This is a genomic window from Niallia sp. 01092 (assembly GCF_052318935.1).
Lineage (GTDB): Bacteria > Bacillota > Bacilli > Bacillales > Cytobacillaceae > Niallia.
This window is the reverse complement of record NZ_JBQRKO010000011.1, coordinates 130,974-150,502: the sequence shown is the minus strand read 5'-3', so window position 1 is coordinate 150,502 and position 19,529 is coordinate 130,974. Positions and strand designations below refer to the sequence as shown.

14 protein-coding genes are annotated in these 19,529 nt (G+C 36.8%); 1 reads left to right on the top strand and 13 read right to left on the bottom strand.

All coding sequences use genetic code 11. The features are described from left to right. The first annotated feature begins 652 nt into the window (after positions 1 to 652). A complete protein-coding gene (locus ACTXGU_RS12565) occupies positions 653 to 844 on the top strand; it encodes a YjzD family protein (protein ID WP_443481864.1) in 192 nt (63 codons plus the stop codon). A gap of 142 nt (positions 845 to 986) precedes the next feature. Here the strand turns inward: ACTXGU_RS12565 and clpB are convergent, their stop codons facing one another. The 13 genes from clpB to ACTXGU_RS12500 form a co-directional block, all read right to left on the bottom strand. Next, a complete protein-coding gene (clpB, locus tag ACTXGU_RS12560; protein WP_443481863.1) occupies positions 987 to 3,584 on the bottom strand; it encodes an ATP-dependent chaperone ClpB in 2,598 nt (865 codons plus the stop codon). A 363-nt stretch (positions 3,585 to 3,947) separates the two neighbouring features. After that, positions 3,948 to 4,127 carry a YjzC family protein gene (locus tag ACTXGU_RS12555; protein ID WP_443481862.1) on the bottom strand — a complete coding sequence of 60 codons (180 nt, stop codon included), beginning with the start codon at positions 4,125 to 4,127 and terminating at the stop codon, positions 3,948 to 3,950. Between the two features lie 483 nt (positions 4,128 to 4,610). After that, the gene (gene argF, locus ACTXGU_RS12550; protein ID WP_443481861.1) at positions 4,611 to 5,558 is read right to left on the bottom strand and encodes an ornithine carbamoyltransferase; all 948 of its coding nucleotides are present in this window, start codon (positions 5,556 to 5,558) and stop codon (positions 4,611 to 4,613) included. After that, positions 5,555 to 8,668 (bottom strand): carbamoyl phosphate synthase large subunit, encoded by a 3,114-nt coding sequence (locus ACTXGU_RS12545; RefSeq protein WP_443481860.1) that lies wholly within the window; start codon positions 8,666 to 8,668, stop codon positions 5,555 to 5,557. The genes argF and ACTXGU_RS12545 overlap by 4 nt, the downstream gene beginning before the upstream one ends. Further along, entirely contained in the window at positions 8,661 to 9,743 is a 1,083-nt protein-coding gene (locus ACTXGU_RS12540) for a carbamoyl phosphate synthase small subunit (RefSeq protein ID WP_443481859.1), read from the bottom strand. Before ACTXGU_RS12540 ends, ACTXGU_RS12545 begins: the two co-directional genes overlap by 8 nt. Before the next feature lie 311 nt (positions 9,744 to 10,054). After that, the gene (locus tag ACTXGU_RS12535) at positions 10,055 to 11,212 is read right to left on the bottom strand and encodes an acetylornithine transaminase (protein ID WP_443481858.1); all 1,158 of its coding nucleotides are present in this window, start codon (positions 11,210 to 11,212) and stop codon (positions 10,055 to 10,057) included. After that, complete coding sequence (gene argB / locus ACTXGU_RS12530) at positions 11,209 to 11,982, bottom strand: acetylglutamate kinase (protein ID WP_443481857.1); 774 nt, start codon at positions 11,980 to 11,982, stop codon at positions 11,209 to 11,211. The genes ACTXGU_RS12535 and argB overlap by 4 nt, the downstream gene beginning before the upstream one ends. 11 nt (positions 11,983 to 11,993) lie before the next feature. After that, positions 11,994 to 13,241 carry a bifunctional ornithine acetyltransferase/N-acetylglutamate synthase gene (gene argJ, locus ACTXGU_RS12525; protein ID WP_443481856.1) on the bottom strand — a complete coding sequence of 416 codons (1,248 nt, stop codon included), beginning with the start codon at positions 13,239 to 13,241 and terminating at the stop codon, positions 11,994 to 11,996. 15 nt (positions 13,242 to 13,256) lie between these two features. Beyond that, positions 13,257 to 14,291: an N-acetyl-gamma-glutamyl-phosphate reductase gene (argC, locus tag ACTXGU_RS12520; RefSeq protein ID WP_443481855.1), complete on the bottom strand. Its 1,035-nt coding sequence runs from the start codon at positions 14,289 to 14,291 to the stop codon at positions 13,257 to 13,259. 885 nt (positions 14,292 to 15,176) lie between these two features. Further along, positions 15,177 to 16,445, bottom strand: a complete 1,269-nt coding sequence (locus tag ACTXGU_RS12515; RefSeq protein WP_443481854.1) for a molybdopterin molybdotransferase MoeA — start codon at positions 16,443 to 16,445, stop codon at positions 15,177 to 15,179. A 165-nt stretch (positions 16,446 to 16,610) separates the two neighbouring features. Then, the gene (moaA, locus tag ACTXGU_RS12510; RefSeq protein WP_443481853.1) at positions 16,611 to 17,627 is read right to left on the bottom strand and encodes a GTP 3',8-cyclase MoaA; all 1,017 of its coding nucleotides are present in this window, start codon (positions 17,625 to 17,627) and stop codon (positions 16,611 to 16,613) included. 176 nt (positions 17,628 to 17,803) lie between these two features. Continuing rightward, on the bottom strand, positions 17,804 to 18,112 hold the full coding sequence (locus ACTXGU_RS12505; protein ID WP_443481852.1) for a metal-sulfur cluster assembly factor: 309 nt from the start codon (positions 18,110 to 18,112) through the stop codon (positions 17,804 to 17,806). Positions 18,113 to 18,624: 512 nt separating this feature from the next. Beyond that, positions 18,625 to 19,401: an alpha/beta fold hydrolase gene (locus ACTXGU_RS12500; protein WP_443481851.1), complete on the bottom strand. Its 777-nt coding sequence runs from the start codon at positions 19,399 to 19,401 to the stop codon at positions 18,625 to 18,627. Positions 19,402 to 19,529: the final 128 nt, after the last annotated feature.

The window sequence follows — 19,529 nt, the reverse complement described above, 5'->3', positions numbered from 1 at the left end:
TAAACGATCATGTTGTTTATAGAAAGGGAATCTACGATACTCCTGTGGAAAAACGGGCTGGCAAGACCCCCGATTAGAAGTACAAGCTAGAAGACTTGCCAGTTCGTCCTCGGAAGGGAGTGGATTCCCTGACCTTTTGAAAATCAATAACGGCATTTAACAGAGCCAAGAACAAAAGCGCAAGCGCCTTGAACAGCTCTGAAGAAAAATGTTCACATGACTCAAAAAGTTCTTTTTACTTTTAGAGGCATGAGGTTATGTTTCACAAGAGCTAGGCGCTGGAGCTGGATGTGGACACAACCGCCAAGTTATCCACAATCCCATTTCGTTTATAATTTCCTAGACGATAAATAGAGAATTATCAACGGGGCTCCACGTCCTTAAACTTCTCGGCTCTTGTTGTCCTCTTTTTTGAATACATACTATAATGTATGAGTAACTTATTAAAATGTAAGGGAATCTGCCTATATTTCACTATTTGTTTTGGGGATGCATGTAAACGTAGCCATTAAAGGCTAGGATAATAATTCGTATAATTGTAAAGCATATGACGAATCATTTAAAAAATTGCTTCTGTCAATGAATAGACATTTATTATTTATATCCGTTGTGATAAGATGAAAAAGAATTGAAATTATATGAGGTGATTAATATGCGTTTGATCGTAACATTCTTTTGGGCATTCTTACTTTCTCAAATGTTAACATACGTTATTAGCTCTATGAGTGGGATTCCATTTAACTTTAATACTGGCGTTATACTAAGTGTTATTTTTACTGTTCTAGTTAGTTTGCTAGCGTCCATTTTTCCAAATGATGATGCTCATGAAAAAGGTGTTCATTAATTTATATTATAGAACGTTTGAGCAATCAAAACTAGAATAATTTAACTTATTTTTATTCGGCTACATAGTTCTATAATCGAATTAGAAAAAGAGAGGGATAATGTTTCATCGTCCCTCTCTTTTTTATAGGACATTTTCGTAATCATCGATGTGTTAATACTATTTTATTGTCTTTTACATCAATAATGACATTATCATCCTCTTTTATTTTTTCCGCAATAATTTCTCTTGCTAACGCTGTTTCAACAGATCTTTGTAAAAACCTTTTAAGCGGTCTTGCTCCAAACACTGGGTCGAATCCATTAACTGCTATATATTCTTTTGCATCATCTGAAATAGCAATCGTAATTTGCTGATCACTCAGTCTTGTTTGTAAACTCGCCACTAACTTAGAGACAATTTCTTTGATTTCCGTTAATGCCAACGGCTTAAACAGAATAATTTCATCAATCCTGTTTAAAAACTCTGGACGAAAATGAGCCTTTAATTGAGACATTACCCCTGCTCTCGTTTCCTCCGCTATTTCTTCTTGATCTGTTTGCTCTAATAAAAGATGAGATCCAATATTGGAAGTCATAATGATGACCGTATTTTTAAAATCAACAGTTCGACCTTGTGAATCCGTTATTCTCCCATCATCCAATACTTGTAATAAAATATTAAAAACTTCCGGATGGGCTTTTTCTACTTCATCCAGCAGTACTACAGAATATGGTTTTCTTCTAATTGCTTCTGTTAATTGGCCTCCCTCTTCGTATCCTATATATCCTGGAGGTGCTCCAATTAGTCGGGAAACAGCATGCTTTTCCATATATTCAGACATATCAATACGAATAATCTGGTCTTCGCTGTCAAATAAACTAGTTGCTAATGCTTTTGCCAATTCAGTTTTCCCTACACCAGTTGGTCCTAAAAATAGAAATGATCCAATTGGTCTATTCGGGTCCTTTATGCCCGCTCTTGCTCTTAATACCGCATCACTGACTAATTTAACGGCCTCTGTTTGCCCAACTACTCTTTCATGGAGAATATTTTCCAGCCTCAGTAGTTTCTCACGCTCTTTTTCGACCAATTTGGAAACCGGTATTCCTGTCCATCTTGCTACTATATTGGCAATTTCATCTTCTGTTACTTCCTCGCGCAATAATCGTTGTTCTTTCGTTTCATTTACATTTCCCTCTAAATTTTGCAGTTCTTTTTCTAATAATGGAATTGTTCCATGTCTTAATTCTGCGGCTTTATTTAAATCGTAATTGTTTTCTGCCTCTTCCAGCTCTCTTTTTTTCTTTTCTAATTCTTCTTTTTTCTCTTGAATCTTCTGCAACCCTTCTTTTTCTAATTGCCATTTCGCTTTTAATGCATTAGCTTTTTCACGAAGATTTGCCAGTTCTTTCCCAATGATGCTTAGTCTCTCTTGACTTAAAGTATCCTCTTCCCTTTGAAGAGCTGCATCTTCAATTTCCAATTGCATAATTTTTCTCGTTAATTCATCGATTTCAATTGGCATAGAATCAATTTCTGTCCGAATCATCGCACATGCTTCATCTATTAAATCAATTGCTTTATCCGGTAGAAAACGATCAGTGATATATCGGTCAGACATCGTTGCTGCAGCAATTATTGCTCGGTCTTGTATTGCGACACCATGGTGTATTTCAAACCGTTCTTTTAATCCCCTTAAGATAGAAACTGTATCTTCTACCGTAGGCTCCGATACAAGCACCTGCTGAAAACGGCGCTCCAAAGCTGGATCTTTTTCAATATATTGACGGTGTTCATCCAATGTGGTTGCACCAATGCAGTGCAACTCCCCACGCGCTAACATCGGCTTTAGCATATTGCCAGCATCCATTGCTCCATCCGTTTTTCCCGCACCAACGATTGTATGGAGTTCATCAATAAATAAAAGAATCTGTCCATTGCTGTTTTTTACTTCATGCAGCACAGCTTTTAAACGTTCTTCAAATTCTCCTCTAAACTTTGCTCCAGCAATTAAAGCACCCATATCAAGAGAAAAAATCGTTTTATCTTTTAAGCCTTCTGGCACATCTTTGCGGACAATTCGTTGGGCAAGTCCCTCGACTATAGCTGTTTTCCCAACGCCTGGTTCGCCAATCAATACAGGATTATTTTTTGTTTTTCTTGATAAAATACGAATAACATGCCGGATTTCATTATCTCTTCCAATAACAGGATCTACTTTTCCCGCACGAACATCTGCAACAAGATCCCTTCCATACTTTGTTAATGCTTCATATGTTGCCTCCGGATTTTTGGATGTCACCTTTTGATTCCCCCTTATTTCCATCATTACATTCACTAATTTTTCTCTGCTTATATCCATCTCATTCAGGATTTTTCCAACGGTGGAGTTTTTTTCTGAATAGACGGCGAGTATAAAATGTTCAACGGAAAGATACTCATCCTCCAACTTTTTTCTTTCCTCGTCTGCTTGAACGATTATTTTTTGCAGCGTACTTGTAATATAAATGTTCCCTTGGTTTGTACTGCTTAATGTAACTTCTGGCTTTTTGTCTAATTCTTTCGTTAATTTCTTGATCAATATTTCATGGTTAATGCCCAATTTATTTAATATAGATCGTAATATATTATCTTGCTGCTCGATGATTGCTAGAAATAAATGGATATCATCGACTTCTTGATGCTTTGCTTTGATTGCATTTGCTTGGGCTTCACTAAAAGCTAATTGAACTTTTTCTGTCATTTGATCTATGTTCATAAATAATAGCCCCCTTTGACCTTTATTGACCTTTAATTATATTATAGGCTTTTTTATCCATATGTAAAGCCATCCGTTTGTTACTCCGGATGGCTTCAAAGTGTAGACAAAGTGATTTTAGCAAAAACTTTCAGGCTGATCGAAAACGTTTGTCTTTCGAGGCGTGAAGCCTTGGGAGGAGCGGCGGGCAACAGGATGTTGGTCAGAACGACGTTGCCACAGGACGTGGCGTAGTTAGTCGTTCATCCTCTGTTACCCAGTAATGAGCATCCGAGCAAGGCGAACAACGAAGAAAGCGAGCGTTTGTCGACAGCCTGAAGCTATCCGTTTGTTACTCCGGATGGCTTTTGGGAAAGTTATATCTTAAGGTTTTCTTTGGTAAGTCCATACTCTATTATGGTTAGAAGTTTCAGGAAAACGGTCTCCAGCTTTCATCTTTAATCTTTGCGGATTATTCACATTGCTGCCTGTTTCACCAATTTCTATATATAAACCATTATTAGGAGCCTTTTGCCCTGAACGAAACTGTCTACTTTGTCCCATTGTATGCCTCCTTAAAAAACTGTCAATGAAACTTTATACAGTTTTATTAACTGCTTTTTTATTATCTCCTTTTTTTTCACTTACATGATGGGAATTTTTATTTATTTTTTTCAGAAGGCTGTTTTCTAAAAGTTGGTTGTTTTTGAATGAAATAATAAACATGGCTGAAGCACTGAGCAGCCTGAATACACGTAGACTCCTGCGGAAAAAGCGAGACAGACGAGACCCCACAGGAGCAAAGCGACGAGGAGGCTCGGCGCTCGCCCCGTGGAAAGCGAGCGGTAAGCCTCGGAGAACAGAACGGAAACCCTTACTTCCTATTTAGTTGCTTATTTTCCTTTTTTTGAATCCTAGCTTAATGACATTGGGCTCCGTCCGCGGAAAGCGAAGTGTATTCAGGCTGCGGGGTAAATAACAACAATCTATACGGAAAGAGCGTTTTTCAGAAACAAACAAAAAAACCCCCTAAAGGAGGTTTTTTTGTTACTTCAGAATTTCAACTAATAATGCTTTTTGAGCATGCAGTCTATTTCCTGCTTGTTGGAATACTGCTGAATTGCTGCCATCAATGATTTCCGCTGTTACTTCTTCTTCACGGTGTGCAGGCAGGCAATGTAGAAAAATATAGTCATCGTTTGCATGTTTTACTAGTTCACTGTTGATTTGGAAGCCTTGGAAGTCTTTTAAACGTTGTTCGTTTTCTTCCTCTTGGCCCATACTTGTCCAAACATCTGAATAGATAACATCTGCATTTTCTACTGCTTCAACAGGATTTGTTGTTAATAAAATGCTGCTGCCGCTTTCCTTCGCAAACTTTTCAGCTAATGCTACTATTTCTTTATTTGCTTCATAATTTACTGGAGTAGCAACAGCGATATCGATTCCTACTTTTGCACATGCAATTAATAAAGAATGTACGACATTATTTCCATCACCAATATAAGCAAGCTTCAGACCTTTTAATGTCCCTTTAATTTCTTGAATAGTTAATAAATCAGCTAATGCCTGGCATGGATGGTGAAGATCTGTTAACCCATTGATAACAGGAATCGCAGCGTGTTCTGCTAGTTCTATAACTGTATCATGGGAGAAAGTACGAATCATAATAGCATCCACATATTCTGATAGTACTTTTGCTGTATCAGAAATTGGTTCTCCTCTGCCGATTTGAAGATCACGACTGCTTAAAAATAGTGCATGTCCGCCTAATTGCATCATCCCAGCTTCAAAGGATACTCTTGTTCTTGTAGACGATTTTTCAAAAATCATCCCTAACGTTTTTCCTTTTAATGGAGTATATTCTTTTCCGCTTAATTTCGCTTCCTTAATTTTTTCCGCTTTTTTAAGCAGCTCTAAAATTCCTTCAGGTGATACCTCTGTTAATGTCAACAGATCCTTTCCTTTTAAATCTAATGCTGAAGTTGTAATCATACGATACTCACGTCCTTTTTTAACATATTGTGCCAATCATTTATCGAATGAACGGAAAATGCATTTACGTTAAAGGAAGAAATAAATGCTTCTGCACTTTCTTCTTGTGTAAAAGTGATAATTCTGTTTCTTGTTGCCAATTCACGCAAGAATTGATCCTTTTCATCGTCCGTATTATTATAAAAAGCAACTGTTTCCGGCTGTGCCAGCAGTTCTTCTAAACCTTCAGAAGCTTCTTTCACAATTAAACCGGCCGCTTCTGCCTTACTGCGAAGCAAATTATTGTTTTTGTCTGATTTAATGACAATTTGTTTATTGTCTACTTTCTTTAAAGCAGGATGGAATACTTTCTTTAATGCCTCTTCCTGTGAATCAGCAAGCGCAATTCCTTCTCCTGTTGATCTCATTTCTGGACCAAGTTTCGAATCAAGGCCTTTTAAAGCATAGTTTGAATAAACAGGATATTTTATACATGTAAATGGAATATCATCTGTAAATGTTTTTTCTTGCTCCGTTAATTTATAGTTTCCAAACATTATTTTTGTCGCAATTTGTACAAGTGGAACACTTGTTACTTTACTAATAATCGGAGCCGTTCTGCTTGCACGCGGATTAACTTCTAATACATAAACATCTTCCCCGTTAATAATGTATTGAATATTCATTAATCCTTTATATTTTGTGTTTCTGACAATTTTTTGCCCATAATCCAGCATTTTTTCTTTTACAGTTTTTGATAAATTTTTTGCAGGCAAAATGGATAAACTATCACCAGAATGAACACCTGTTTTTTCAATATGCTCCATAATAGCTGGTACACATATATCATAGCCATCTGCTGCAATATCTAATTCTGCTTCAGAAGCATGCATAAATTGATCGACAAGCACCGGATATGGAATATCGGTAGTTAAGTACTTTTTCAAGTCATCGTTGTTTTCGATGCGTTCCATCCCTTTTCCGCCAATTACATAAGATGGTCTAATTAACACAGGATATCCTAGCTTTTCAACAGCATCCAACAGCTGACCTTCTTCAAAAACAATATCCCCTGAAATATGAGGAATATTCTCTTCGTCTAATAGTTTATAGAATAAATCTCTATCTTCAAGCAAATCAATCGTATGACTGCTGTTTCCAAGAATTTCAACACCATATTCCTCTAATGCTTTCGCAACATTAAGGGCAGTTTGTCCCCCTAATTGAACAATTACTTCTTTTATTCCTTCTGATTCAATCACGTTCATAATATCTTCTGTTACTAACGGTTCAAAATATAATTTGTCCGCAGTGGCAAAATCCGTACTAACTGTTTCAGGATTATTATTAATAATGATTGTTTCAATATTTTCTTGTTTAAGGGCAAAAACACCATGAACGGAGCAATAATCAAATTCAATTCCTTGACCAATTCTAATCGGTCCGCTGCCAATAACAAGAATTTTTCTTTTATTGCTTTCTGTTTGTTCATTTTCCCCGTAATAACTGGAGTAATAGTAGTTTGTTTTAGCTTCAAATTCTGCTGCACAAGTATCAACCATTTTGTAAATTGGCAGAATACCGAATTCTTTGCGTTTTTCCCGGACTTGCTTTTCTGAACATCCCCACTCACTTGCAATAAAAGCATCACTAAATCCTTTTTCTTTCCATTTAAGCAGTGATTCATTCGTTACAGCTTGTAAATTAGACTGGGAAATTTCTAATTCCATGTTAATCAGTCTTTGGAATATATGCAAATAAAACAAATCAATTTTTGTTAAAGCATGCAGTTCATCAAGTGTTACATTTCTTCTAATAAGCTCTAAAAGAATAAAAAATCTTTCATCTGTTTGTTCTTTTAGCTTTCCAAATAATGTGTCCATTGACTCGTCAGCAAGATTTGGGTATTTCAAATCATTGGCGCTGATTTCTAATGAACGAATTGCTTTTAAAAGGGCACGTTCAATATTTCGGTCAATCCCCATTACTTCACCGGTTGCCTTCATTTGCGTACCAAGATTTCTCGAAACCGTTGGGAATTTATCAAATGGCCATTTCGGGAATTTCACTACTACATAATCCAGTGCTGGTTCAAAGCTTGCATAAGTATCACCAGTTACCGGATTGATAATTTCATTCAATGTATAGCCAACTGCTAATTTCGCTGCCATTCTTGCAATCGGATAACCAGTTGCTTTTGAAGCAAGTGCAGAAGAACGGCTAACCCTTGGGTTCACTTCGATTAAATAATATTTTTTACTTTGAGGATCTAGTGCAAATTGAATGTTGCATCCTCCAATAATCCCTAAAGCCGAGATTATTTTTATCGATGCTGAACGCAGCATTTGATATTCTACATCTGTTAACGTTTGTGATGGAGCCAAAACAATACTGTCACCAGTATGAACGCCAACTGGGTCAATATTTTCCATATTACAAATCGTGATGCATGTATTCATGCTATCGCGCATTACTTCATATTCGACTTCTTTAAATCCAGCAATACTTCGTTCTACTAAACATTGTCCGATAGCACTTTCTTGTAAACCACCCGATACAAGCTTCGTAAACTCTTCCATATTTGCTGCAATTCCCCCGCCGGTTCCACCTAATGTATAAGCTGGACGAACGATAATTGGAAAACCAATTTCTTCCGCAAACTGGACCGCTTCCTCTACCTTATGCACAATTTTACTTTCAGGTACAGGTTCATTTAATTCATACATTAGCTGACGAAACGCTTCACGGTCTTCTCCTTTTTTAATCGATTCAATCGAACTTCCAAGCAGTTTCACATTATATTTTTGTAAAATTCCTTGTTCACTTAATTGGAAAGCAAGATTTAAGCCTGTTTGTCCACCTAATGTAGCAAGCAGTCCATCTGGCTTTTCTTTTTGAATGATCATTTCTAATACATCGACTGTCAATGGTTCAAAATAAATAGAATCCGCAAATGTTTGATCTGTCATAATTGTTGCTGGGTTATTATTTACAAGGATTACTTTGTATCCTTCTTCTTTTAAAGCCATGCATGCTTGTGTCCCAGCATAGTCAAATTCTGCCGCTTGCCCGATTACAATTGGACCTGATCCGATTACGAGTATTGTTTGTATTGTTGTGTCTTTAGGCATATGCAATAACTCTCCCATAATTTGCTTTCACATTTTCAATAAATTCGTCAAATATATAATGGCTTTCTGAAGGTCCTGGATTTGCTTCTGGATGGAATTGAACCGTTAGCAAAGGATAATCAGCATGTGTCAGTCCTTCAACAGACTCATCATGCAGGTTGTAAAAACGTGCAGTACAGCCTGTATCTTGTAAACTTTCTTCGACCACTACGTAACTATGGTTTTGAGAGGACATAAACACTTTTTGATTCTTTTTATCTATTACAGGATGGTTTGCTCCTCGATGTCCAAAGGATAATTTAGACGTTTCTCCTCCAAGTGATAATGCTGCTAGCTGATGTCCTAAACAAATTCCAAGAGTAGGATAATGTTTAATTAATGCTTTCACAGTAGGCAGCACTTCTACAATATCTTTTGGATCTCCAGGTCCGTTCGATAATAAAATTCCATTTGGATCTAACTGTTTAATTTCCTCAAAAGACGTATTATATGGAACAACTGTCACTTTGCAGCCTCGTTCGATTAATGCATCCAACATTGACTCTTTTTTGCCAAAGTCCATTAGCACGATATGGTAATCGCCTTTTCCGTATGTTTGCGAATTACTTTCTGAAACATTGGCGACCTTCACATCTTTTTTTAGAGAAATTTCTGCCGATTCCACCGTATCTTTTGTTGTCATCATAGCTGGCATAGAACCCTCTTGGCGAATATTTTTTACAATCGCTCTCGTATCAACATGTGCTAATAACGGGATATCCCATTTTTGTAAATACTCTACAATGGTATGCTGTGATTGATAATGAAACGCCTCTTGATTCGCCTCATAAACAATGACACCTGCCACATGCGGTTTTTTGCTTTCAAAATCTTCATTGTTAATCCCGTAGTTGCCTATTAAAGGGTACGTAAAAACAATAATTTGATCTTTATAGGAAGGATCTGTTAGCACTTCTTGATACCCTGTCATTCCTGTAAAAAAAACAATTTCTCCACTTACGGATGTTTCCGCTGTGTTTGTCAGAAATGTTCCGTTATATTTCGCTCCGTTCTTTAAGTGTAAATATCCTTCCATTTTGTACACCTCTATATTCTTAATTTCTAGTGCTCGACATCCTAGAAATAACGCCGAACATTCTCCTTATTTTTTAGGCTTTGTTATTTTTATTGTTGATTTTAAAAGAAGGTCCACAGCAGGAATACACTTCGCTCCTGCGGGGTCTCGCCTATTTCGCTTTTCCCGTAGGAGTCTTCGTGTATTCCTGCTGCTCAGTGCTTAAAATATAGACAAAAACAACAATATCGTTTAAGCCATTTTTATACAAATCTCTGTATATTTATTATTAATTTCTTATAATTATACATCATCTTGCAAAAAAATACATCTTAAACTGTTACTTTTGTATAAAAATTTATGCGTGTTTCTAATATTGCAACAGCTACATCTATTTCTTCTATCGTACATGTTAAGCTCGGTAATAAACGAATCACATTATTACCTGCTGGCAATGCAATTAAACCATCTTTTCTTAAATCACTTAATAGATTGCCAATTGGCTGATCCATTTCAATTCCGATCATTAGCCCTTTGCCACGAACCTCTTTTACATGTCCATTATGTTCAAATTTCTCTTTTAGAGCATTCATTAAATACTCGCTTTTTTTATTCACTTCTTGTAAAAAAGCTTCCTGAAAAATAATTTCCATTGTTTTAATCGCAGCCGCCATTGCAAGTGGGTTTCCACCAAATGTCGTACCGTGGCTTCCTGGACCAAAAAATTCTTTTAACTCTTCTTTTGCAGCAATAGCACCTACCGGCATTCCGTTTGCCAGTCCTTTTGCAGAAGAAATAATATCTGGTTTTATATCGAATTGCTGATAAGCAAATGGTGTTCCAGTCCGGCCAATTCCTGTTTGAATTTCATCAATAATAAGCAGGGTACCTTTTTCTTTGCATAATGCGTCTACTTTTTGAAGAAATTCGTTTGTCCCGACATGAATGCCGCCTTCTCCTTGAATCACTTCAAGCATAACAGCCGCTACATCATCTGTTAACTGACTTTCCAATGCCTCAATATCATTAAATGGAACATACTCAAATTTTTCTAACATCGGTCCAAAACCATGTTTAATTTTATCTTGTCCCGTTGCTGACATTGTCGCAAACGTTCTGCCGTGGAAAGAAGATAAAAAAGTAATAATTTTTGTTTTTCCAGTTGCTTTTCTAGCTAATTTAATCGCCGCTTCGTTCGCTTCTGCACCACTATTCGCAAAAAAGACAACATCCATTCCACTTGCATCTGCTAGTAATTTTGCCGCCTTCTCTTGTGCACCGATTGGAAAAAGATTAGAAACATGCCAAAATTTATTTAACTGTTCTTCAATAGCCGCTTTTACTTCGTCATGGCAATGTCCTAAGTTGCATACACCAATTCCTGAAGTGAAATCCAGATATTTTTTTCCATCTGTACCGATTAAATAGCTGCCTTTTGCTGATTCTGGTTCAATCTCCCATTTTGCATAAGTTGGAAATAAATGACTCATTTGATTACCTCCTGCTTTTTTACAATTTGTGTACCTTTTAACGTTTCTTCTTGATAAAAAGCTTTTTTCCCTGAAACAATCATGACACTTTTTAATCCGCTTTCCAGTGCTGAAAGAGCTGATGTTACTTTCGGAATCATACCGCCAGTAATTTGACCTTCTGCAATATAATGATGAACCGCTTCTTCTTCTAATTGAGCAGCTACTTTTCCATCAATAATGATACCTTCCACATCGGTAACAAATAAACAATGCTCTACATCTAAACTTTTCGCTACTGCAGCAGCAGCATAATCTGCATTTATATTTAGTGTCACACCTTCTTCAGTGCTTCCAAGTGGTGTTATCACTGGTATATAGTTTTTTTCTAATAAAAGATGAATAATTTGGTTGTTTACTTGTTGAACATTGCCAACTAGCCCAAGATTTTCTTCATCAATTAATGATGCTTGAATAAGATGGTCATCTGTACCATTGATTCCGATTGAAGGAAGACCATTTTTACTTAATAACTGAACAAGCTTTCTATTCGTTTTTCCTGAAAGAACCATTTCGACAATATTCAACGTTTCCGTTGTTGTTTTGCGGAGTCCATTATGGAACTCCGGTTCAACGCCAACTACTTCAAGCATTTCATTAATGTCGGGTCCGCCGCCATGAACAAATACTAATTGATAGCCACTTTTCTTTAATTCTTTTAAACTAGTAAAAAAATCGTCTGAAAGCTGGTCTATTACACTTCCGCCACATTTTATCAGAATTGTTTTCATTCGGCTCACTCCTACGTTCTATAACTTGCGTTTATTTTGACATAATCATAAGATAAATCGCATCCCCAAGCTTTTCCTTTCGCTTCACCGTTATGAAGATGAACAGATATCTTAATAAAATCTTGATTCAAATAGTTAATTGCTTCTTCCTCTGAAAATACTTGTGGTTCGCTCATTTTTAACATGACGATATTTCCAATCGCAATATCGACTGTATTAGGATTTACATCAGCATTTGTCTGACCAATAGCCCCGATGATTCTTCCCCAGTTTGCATCGGATCCATAAACAGCAGTTTTTACTAAACTAGATCCTACTATTTGTTTCGCAATCATTCTTGCTTCTTCCTCTGATTTACAGCCTGAAACTTCTGCTTCAATTAATTTTGTTGCCCCTTCTCCATCTTTTGCAATTTGCTTAGCCAAGTTTTCGCAAGTTTTAGCTAATAATTCTAAAAAAGCTGAATAATCAGGGTGGTCTTTAGTTAATGCACTGTTATTTGCTAAACCGTTTGCCATTACTAATACCGTATCATTTGTGGAAGTATCTCCATCCACTGTTATTTGGTTAAACGTCGTTGGGATAACCGCGCTAAGTGACTCTTGCAATAAATCAGAATCGATATTCGCATCGGTTGTGATAAATCCAAGCATTGTCGCCATATTTGGATGAATCATGCCTGATCCTTTTGCTGTACCGCCCATTGTTACCGTTACACCGTCAATCGTAGCCGCGTAGCAACATTTTTTCATAACCGTATCCGTTGTTAATATTGCTTCTTGAAATGCATCCGCATGGCTTGAAGTATTCCCGCTATTTAACTGCTTTATTCCGTCACTAATTTTATCCATTTTCAAATATTCGCCGATTACACCTGTAGAAGAAACAGCAACATATTCTTTTTTAATATTCAGTTGATCTGCTGCTAACTGGCGCATCTTGTAGGCATCTTCCAACCCTTTTTCTCCTGTACAAGCATTTGCACATCCACTATTTACAACAACCGCTTGAATAAGCTTTTCCGCTGCAATAGAATCCTGCGTCACCTTTAATGGAGCTGCTTGAAAATGACTTGTTGTATACACTGCTGCACTATTAGCTGGCACTTCACTTATAATTAAACCTAAATCTTTTTTACTGTATCTTATTCCAGCATGCACTCCTGCTGCTTTAAACCCGATCGGCGATACAATACTTCCATCCGCTATTTCTTTAATAAGGGATGACTCTTCTTCATTAATGTTCGATATTACCTGCACTTGTTGCTCCTCCTCTTATGGGTACAGTGGTAAAAAGTTTAATCCAGTCGTTTCATGCAACCCATTCATGATGTTTGCATTTTGAACTGCCTGCCCTGCTGCACCTTTCATTAAATTATCAATTACAGAAATAATCGTTAATCTTCCTGTTCTTTCGTCTACATGAACACCAATATCACAATAGTTGGATCCGCTGACTTCCTTAATAGTCGGGAATGTATCAATTGGTCGGACACGGACGAAAGGATGATCTTTATACGCTTCTTTATACAGTTCATGGATAGCGGCAGTTGTATATTCTTCTTTTAAAGATGCATACATCGTTGCCATGATGCCTCTGTTTGTTGGCAGCAAGTGAGTTGAAAAAGTGATTGGCTGAATGTCGCCATTCCAGTCAGTTAGCTGTTGTTCAATCTCTGGAATATGCTGATGTTGATTCACTTTGTATATTTTAAAGTTTTCATTCATTTCCGCAAGCATTGTACCTCTTGATGGGCTTCTCCCCGCACCTGAAATACCTGACTTTGCATCGATGATAATGCTGTCTGGTTTAATGATTCCCTCTTGTACTACTGGGGCCAACCCTAATAAGGATGCTGTCGGATAACAGCCCGGATTAGAAATCCACGTTGCTTTTTCTATTTCTTCCTTATTCCACTCGGAAAGTCCATAAACAAATTTGTTTATTAAATCTGCTTTTGCGGGCTCTTTTTTATACCATTTTTTATAGTCATCTGTATTACGCAGCCTTAGATCACCAGATAAATCAACCAGTTTAATAGATGTTTCTGCAAAATCTTCTACTAATTTACTAGAAACACCAGAAGGAGTTGCAAAAAATACGATGTCACATTCTTCTGCAATTTTATGTGGATGTATTTTCTCTAATTTATTTTCTATTATGTTATATAAATGAGGATATTCGTTCCAAACTGGAACTTCTTCTCTTGTTGTATGAACAGATTGTATATTAATTTCAGGATGAGTATGCAAAATTCTAATTAACTCTACCCCGCCGTAGCCTGTTGTACCGATAATTGCCGCTTTCATAATTTCCTCCTTCAATTAGGAAATGATGTATATTTAATCATTTATTTTTATATTTATTAATATTCGATTCTCTTATTATAAAAACTTAGTATTATAAAATCAACCAGTTTTTCTTAAAAGTATTAGTTTTCTAACTTTTTCGGAATTTAAAAGTGGAAGAATTAAGGGGAAAAGAAAAATCGGGTAATTGGGGTGATTTTTTCAGAAGAAGAAATGCGCATAAACCAGATGAAAGCTTTCATTGGAACGTAAATATTTAGTGGTGAGCAGTTTATTACGTTTCACTCTTTTTTACACCCCACTCCTTTTTATTCTTTAGCTGTTTTCGTATAGATTGTAGATTGTTGCTTTTAAACTCGCGAGCATCGAGCCTCCTCGTCGCATACGCTGAGGTCACTGAAAAAGTGGCTGCTATGAAATAAAGATAATAAAAATCTAAGCACTCAGAGATTTTCGTTCGGTTTTCCGAGGCTTACCACACGCTTTCCGCGGGGCGAGCGCCGAGCCTCCTCGTCGCTTTGCTCCTGTGGGGTCTCGCCTATCTCGCTAATCCCGCAGGAGTCGTGCGGACGCCTCTCCTAACCAACATGATGGGCTTTTTCAAACTCTCTATACCATTTTCATCCTACTAAATATATGGGTTTTACCTATAATTTATATAATAAAACACTTCTCAGCGGCCACGCATACGCTCCTATGGGGTTTTGTCTTTCGCGCATTCCCACAGAAGTCTACGTGTATGCAGACTGCTAAGAAACGCTTTTCCAAATGTATTATGTAAAAAACAACAAACTTTGAGAAATTAAGTGTATATAAAAACAAGGAATAATGAAGCTAACAAGGAAAGTCTTACTTGTTGTAAGGGGAAATGTCCCCTCTCTTTTTTCACCAAGGACTTTCGCTGCCAGATTCCTCTTCAAGCAGGATAACCCTCACTTGCTCTCCTTTTTTATAGCCTTTATCACCGCCTGGTAAAATGGTTAAAGCATTGGCAAATGCAAGGCTGCTTACAATGGTCGATTTATCTACACCGCTTGTAGTTGTTTCTAATATTCCGTCGACGGTTGTTACTCTGCTTCTAATCATTCTCGTAAACGAATTAGTGGTTAAGAAATTTTCTTTTAAAACAGCCTTTGCTATTTGCAAATGAGGTTTTTGCGAATATAGCATCGATTTAATGATTGGATTTGTAAATAACTCAAAACCGACATAACATGCAGAAGGATTCCCAGATAGACCAAATAACATTTTTCCATTAAAATGTGCTACTGTTGTCACACTTCCTGGCCGCATTGCTATTTTGTTAAAAAGCACTTCTGCCCCGAGCTTTTGGTATATGTCCGGAAGCAAATCATAATCTCCAACGGAAACCCCGCCCGTAGTGATCAATAAATCGACCTTGTTTACCGCTTCACGTATCGCTTCATAGCTTGTATCCAATACATCTGCAAGTTTTCCGAAATATAAAGGGGTTGCACCTGCTCTTTCAACTTGAGCCATTACCATGTAGGCATTGCTATTTCTAATTTTTCCTTCTTCTAGTTCTTCATCTACTTCTAGCAGTTCTGTTCCAGTTGCAAAAACACCAACAACAGGCTTTTTGGCAACTGGCACCTTCTCATACCCAAAAGTTGCTAAAAGTGCTAAAATCCCTGGATTAATTTTTGTACCTTTTTTTACTAATACCGTTCCACTTTTGACATCTTCTCCTTGAAAGGAAATATTTTCTCCTTTTTGAAGACCATGTGTTAACGTAATGTACGTATGCTGATTATTTTTATAAGCATACACCTTTTCAAACATTACGACTGCATCACAGTCTGCTGGAAGCATCGCCCCTGTCATAATACGAACCGCCTGATTTTTGCCAATTTTTTTGCGGCAAACTTGACCGGCACCTATTTCGTCGATCACTTCTAAACTAATTGGCTGTTGTGTTGATGCGCCGATTGTATCAATGGAACGCAAGGCAAAACCGTCATATGCGGAACGATCAAAACGCGGCACATCATGACTTGCAGTTAAATCTTCGCATAAATAGCGGCCGTTGCTTTCCACTATTGAGACAAATTCCTTTAATCCCTCTTTTTTATATTCCATCACTTTTTTAATAGCATCATCTATTTGAATTGGCGTTCTTTTTTCAACAAGCATTCGTCTATTCCCTCCAATCTTGTTACAAAACCCACCACCTAACAAGGAAACGGCAGATTCTAACCTAATAAAAGCAGTGTGAGCGGAGACACTCCATCCTTTCTAAGGAAAAAAACAATCAATTGAGCACTATTGTTCTTTTTTTCCCATTAAAGTTAACACAGCTTATCCACCAATATATGACATTTCCATTTTTTTGCGGGTTGCCGCTGTTTCTTCTGTTCGTTCATCTGAATATCGGTCTGTTCTTTTTTCCCAGATGCCCTGAATATAGTTCGTTAATTCTTTATCCGTCGCCCCTGCTCTCATATAATCTCGAATATCATGGCCTTTTCCATTAAATAGGCATGTATAAAGCTTGCCATTTGCTGAGAGACGGGCTCTTGTACAATTGGAACAGAAAGATTCCGATACGGATGTAATAAAGCCAACATGAATTGGTTCATCTTCGTAACGATACTTTTTAGCAACTTCTCCATAATAATCTGCGTCTGTTGGTACTAAAGAAAAATGCTCCTGCAAAACGCTGTACATTTCTTTTTTTGTTACTACTTGATCCATTTTCCATCCATTTGTACTGCCAACATCCATATATTCAATAAACCGAAGTTCAAGCCCCTCTGCTTTACAGTATTTTGCCATCGGAATGATTTCCTGCTCATTTAACCCTTTTTTAACAACCATATTAATTTTCACACCAAGTCCAGCCTGTTTTGCTGCTTGAATTCCCTTTTTCACTGGTGCAACGCCGACATTCCTGCCGTTAATTTTTCCAAAAAGCTCATCATTTAAGCTGTCGATGCTTATATTTACCCTTTTTAATCCTGCTTCTTTTAACATTTTTGCATATTTCGGCAGGAAAATACCATTGGTTGTTAGTGCTATATCATGAAGACCTTTAATTTCAGTTAATTTTTTCACTAAGATGTGGAGATCTTTCCGCATCAGCGGTTCTCCCCCAGTCAGCCTGATTTTTTCTACCCCTAATGAAACAAATAGTTTTGCCAACCTTTCTAGTTCATCAAACGAGAGCAGCTCCTCTTTTGATAAAAAAGGGTAGTCTGGTCCAAAAATTTCTGCAGGCATACAATACTGACAACGAAAATTACACTGATCTGTTACACTTATTCTTAAATCTCTTAATGGTCTATTCCATTTATCCTTTATTCCTGTTGCTGTCATTATTATTCAACTCCATATAGAGACTTGCTATATATATCCATATACTACTTTTTCATCATAAAAATAGTAAAAATATTCTGATAAAAATCCCGATCGTTTTGCAGTTTCAATTGTCACATATGGTCATGCCTCACTTCCCCCATTTTATTGTGAGGCATGACCTAATATAGTAATTTTTATTGAACGCCTAAAGCGATTTTGGCATAACGCGACATTTTATCTTTTGTCCATGCTGGAGTCCAAACAATATTTACTTCCGTATCTTTAATTTCTGGAATATCTGCAAGCGCGGATTTTACTTGATCGACAATGACGCCTGCTAAAGGACAACCCATTGCTGTTAAGGTCATAGTGACAACTAACGTCTCATCTTCTTTTAATTCTAAATCATAGATTAAACCTAGATTTACTATATCAACCCCTAACTCTGGGTCAATAACCATTTCTAGTGCTCCCATAATGCTTTCTTTTAACTCTTCATTCATTTAGACCACTCCCGTTTATTATTTTTAAATTGGCTGTTTTCTCAAAGTTTGTTGTTTTTCACATACAAAATGGGAAAAGAAATACTCAGCAGGCTGAATACACGTAGACTCCTATGGGAATGAGAGAAAGACGAGACCACACAGGAGCGTATGCGACGAGGAGGCTCGACGCTCGCCCATGGAAAGCGAAGTGCATTCAGCCTGCGAGTTTAAAAGCAACAATCTATACGAAAACAGCCTTTAAATTTCATCTTTTAAATACATGTATAATAAGTAATGTACTTATCATAACAAAAATAAGCGGCAATGAAAAAGAACAAGATTTACCTGCTGTTAAGAAAAGCGCAGGCGCCTTGCTCAGCCCCGAAGAAAAATGTTCTCTTGACTCAAAAAGTGTTTTTTACTTTTAGAGGCAAGAGGTTATCTTTCACAGGGGCTAGGCGCTGGAGCTAGACACTAAACTAGGTTCGAAATTTTTTGCTTTCTTATCTTAAATAAAAGCCTTTGCACCTTTAAGTTTGTTGTAGGTGCGTTGCAAACCAATCCACTGTTTTTGTCATCGCCAATTTGCTGACTTTATGACCCGAGTTCTCATCACTTATATAAACAAGATTTTCGGGTGTTCTATCATACAAAGGCTTTATTGTTTCGAAAAATTGATAGGAATAATTATATGGAACAATTTCATCTTGTTTACTATGCCAAAACATTAACGGTCTATTATTTAACGTCTCCGGAGCTTCGCTTAAATCCCATTGCTCTAAACGACGGATTAAGTGAGCAATCTCTTCCTCTTTAATGGGGAGTTGATAGCCACTTTTCTTCACTTTGTCGATTTTATATTGCGTAAATTTCTGATAATAAGGCATACCCATTAAACTGACTGCAGCATTGATCCAAGGATATTTTCTAAGCGCCCCTAAAGTAACAATGCCACCCATACTCGCACCAACTAGTCCAATATGATTATTATTCACTAATCCTTTTTCTTTAAAATAATCTTTAATCATTTGAATTTCATCAATTGTCTTTAATACAATATCCCAAAAGCGAATATCCAAATCCATGTTTCTATATCCTTCGTCTCGTTCTCCATGGTATAAGCAATCAGGCAAAACAACTCGGAATCCCTTTTCCGCTAAGTTGTATGCAATATAAAGATTATCCTCTTTTGCATTCGTAAAGCCATGAATAAACAAGATGAAAGGAAGTTTTTGGTCGTAATATTTCTTTTTCATAATATGTAATAACGGAATTTCATTTACAAATACTTTTTCAATAACAATCATCAAAGAAACACCTTCAACTCTTATTTTTTTGAAAAATCATAAAAATAGGTTACCATATATAATACGATGCATTTTCTGTTTATAAAACTCGTCAATATGTTGGATAGATGTATATTTAACCCATTTAA

What these genes read in the sequence shown, in the direction of transcription:
- ACTXGU_RS12565 (WP_443481864.1), top strand. Translation starts at nt 653, where the DNA reads ATGCGTTTGATCGTAACATTCTTTTGGGCATTCTTACTTTCTCAAATG.
- clpB (WP_443481863.1), bottom strand. Translation starts at nt 3,584, where the DNA reads ATGAACATAGATCAAATGACAGAAAAAGTTCAATTAGCTTTTAGTGAA.
- ACTXGU_RS12555 (WP_443481862.1), bottom strand. Translation starts at nt 4,127, where the DNA reads ATGGGACAAAGTAGACAGTTTCGTTCAGGGCAAAAGGCTCCTAATAAT.
- argF (WP_443481861.1), bottom strand. Translation starts at nt 5,558, where the DNA reads ATGATTACAACTTCAGCATTAGATTTAAAAGGAAAGGATCTGTTGACA.
- ACTXGU_RS12545 (WP_443481860.1), bottom strand. Translation starts at nt 8,668, where the DNA reads ATGCCTAAAGACACAACAATACAAACAATACTCGTAATCGGATCAGGT.
- ACTXGU_RS12540 (WP_443481859.1), bottom strand. Translation starts at nt 9,743, where the DNA reads ATGGAAGGATATTTACACTTAAAGAACGGAGCGAAATATAACGGAACA.
- ACTXGU_RS12535 (WP_443481858.1), bottom strand. Translation starts at nt 11,212, where the DNA reads ATGAGTCATTTATTTCCAACTTATGCAAAATGGGAGATTGAACCAGAA.
- argB (WP_443481857.1), bottom strand. Translation starts at nt 11,982, where the DNA reads ATGAAAACAATTCTGATAAAATGTGGCGGAAGTGTAATAGACCAGCTT.
- argC (WP_443481855.1), bottom strand. Translation starts at nt 14,291, where the DNA reads ATGAAAGCGGCAATTATCGGTACAACAGGCTACGGCGGGGTAGAGTTA.
- ACTXGU_RS12515 (WP_443481854.1), bottom strand. Translation starts at nt 16,445, where the DNA reads ATGCTTGTTGAAAAAAGAACGCCAATTCAAATAGATGATGCTATTAAA.
- moaA (WP_443481853.1), bottom strand. Translation starts at nt 17,627, where the DNA reads ATGACAGCAACAGGAATAAAGGATAAATGGAATAGACCATTAAGAGAT.
- ACTXGU_RS12505 (WP_443481852.1), bottom strand. Translation starts at nt 18,112, where the DNA reads ATGAATGAAGAGTTAAAAGAAAGCATTATGGGAGCACTAGAAATGGTT.
- ACTXGU_RS12500 (WP_443481851.1), bottom strand. Translation starts at nt 19,401, where the DNA reads ATGATTGTTATTGAAAAAGTATTTGTAAATGAAATTCCGTTATTACAT.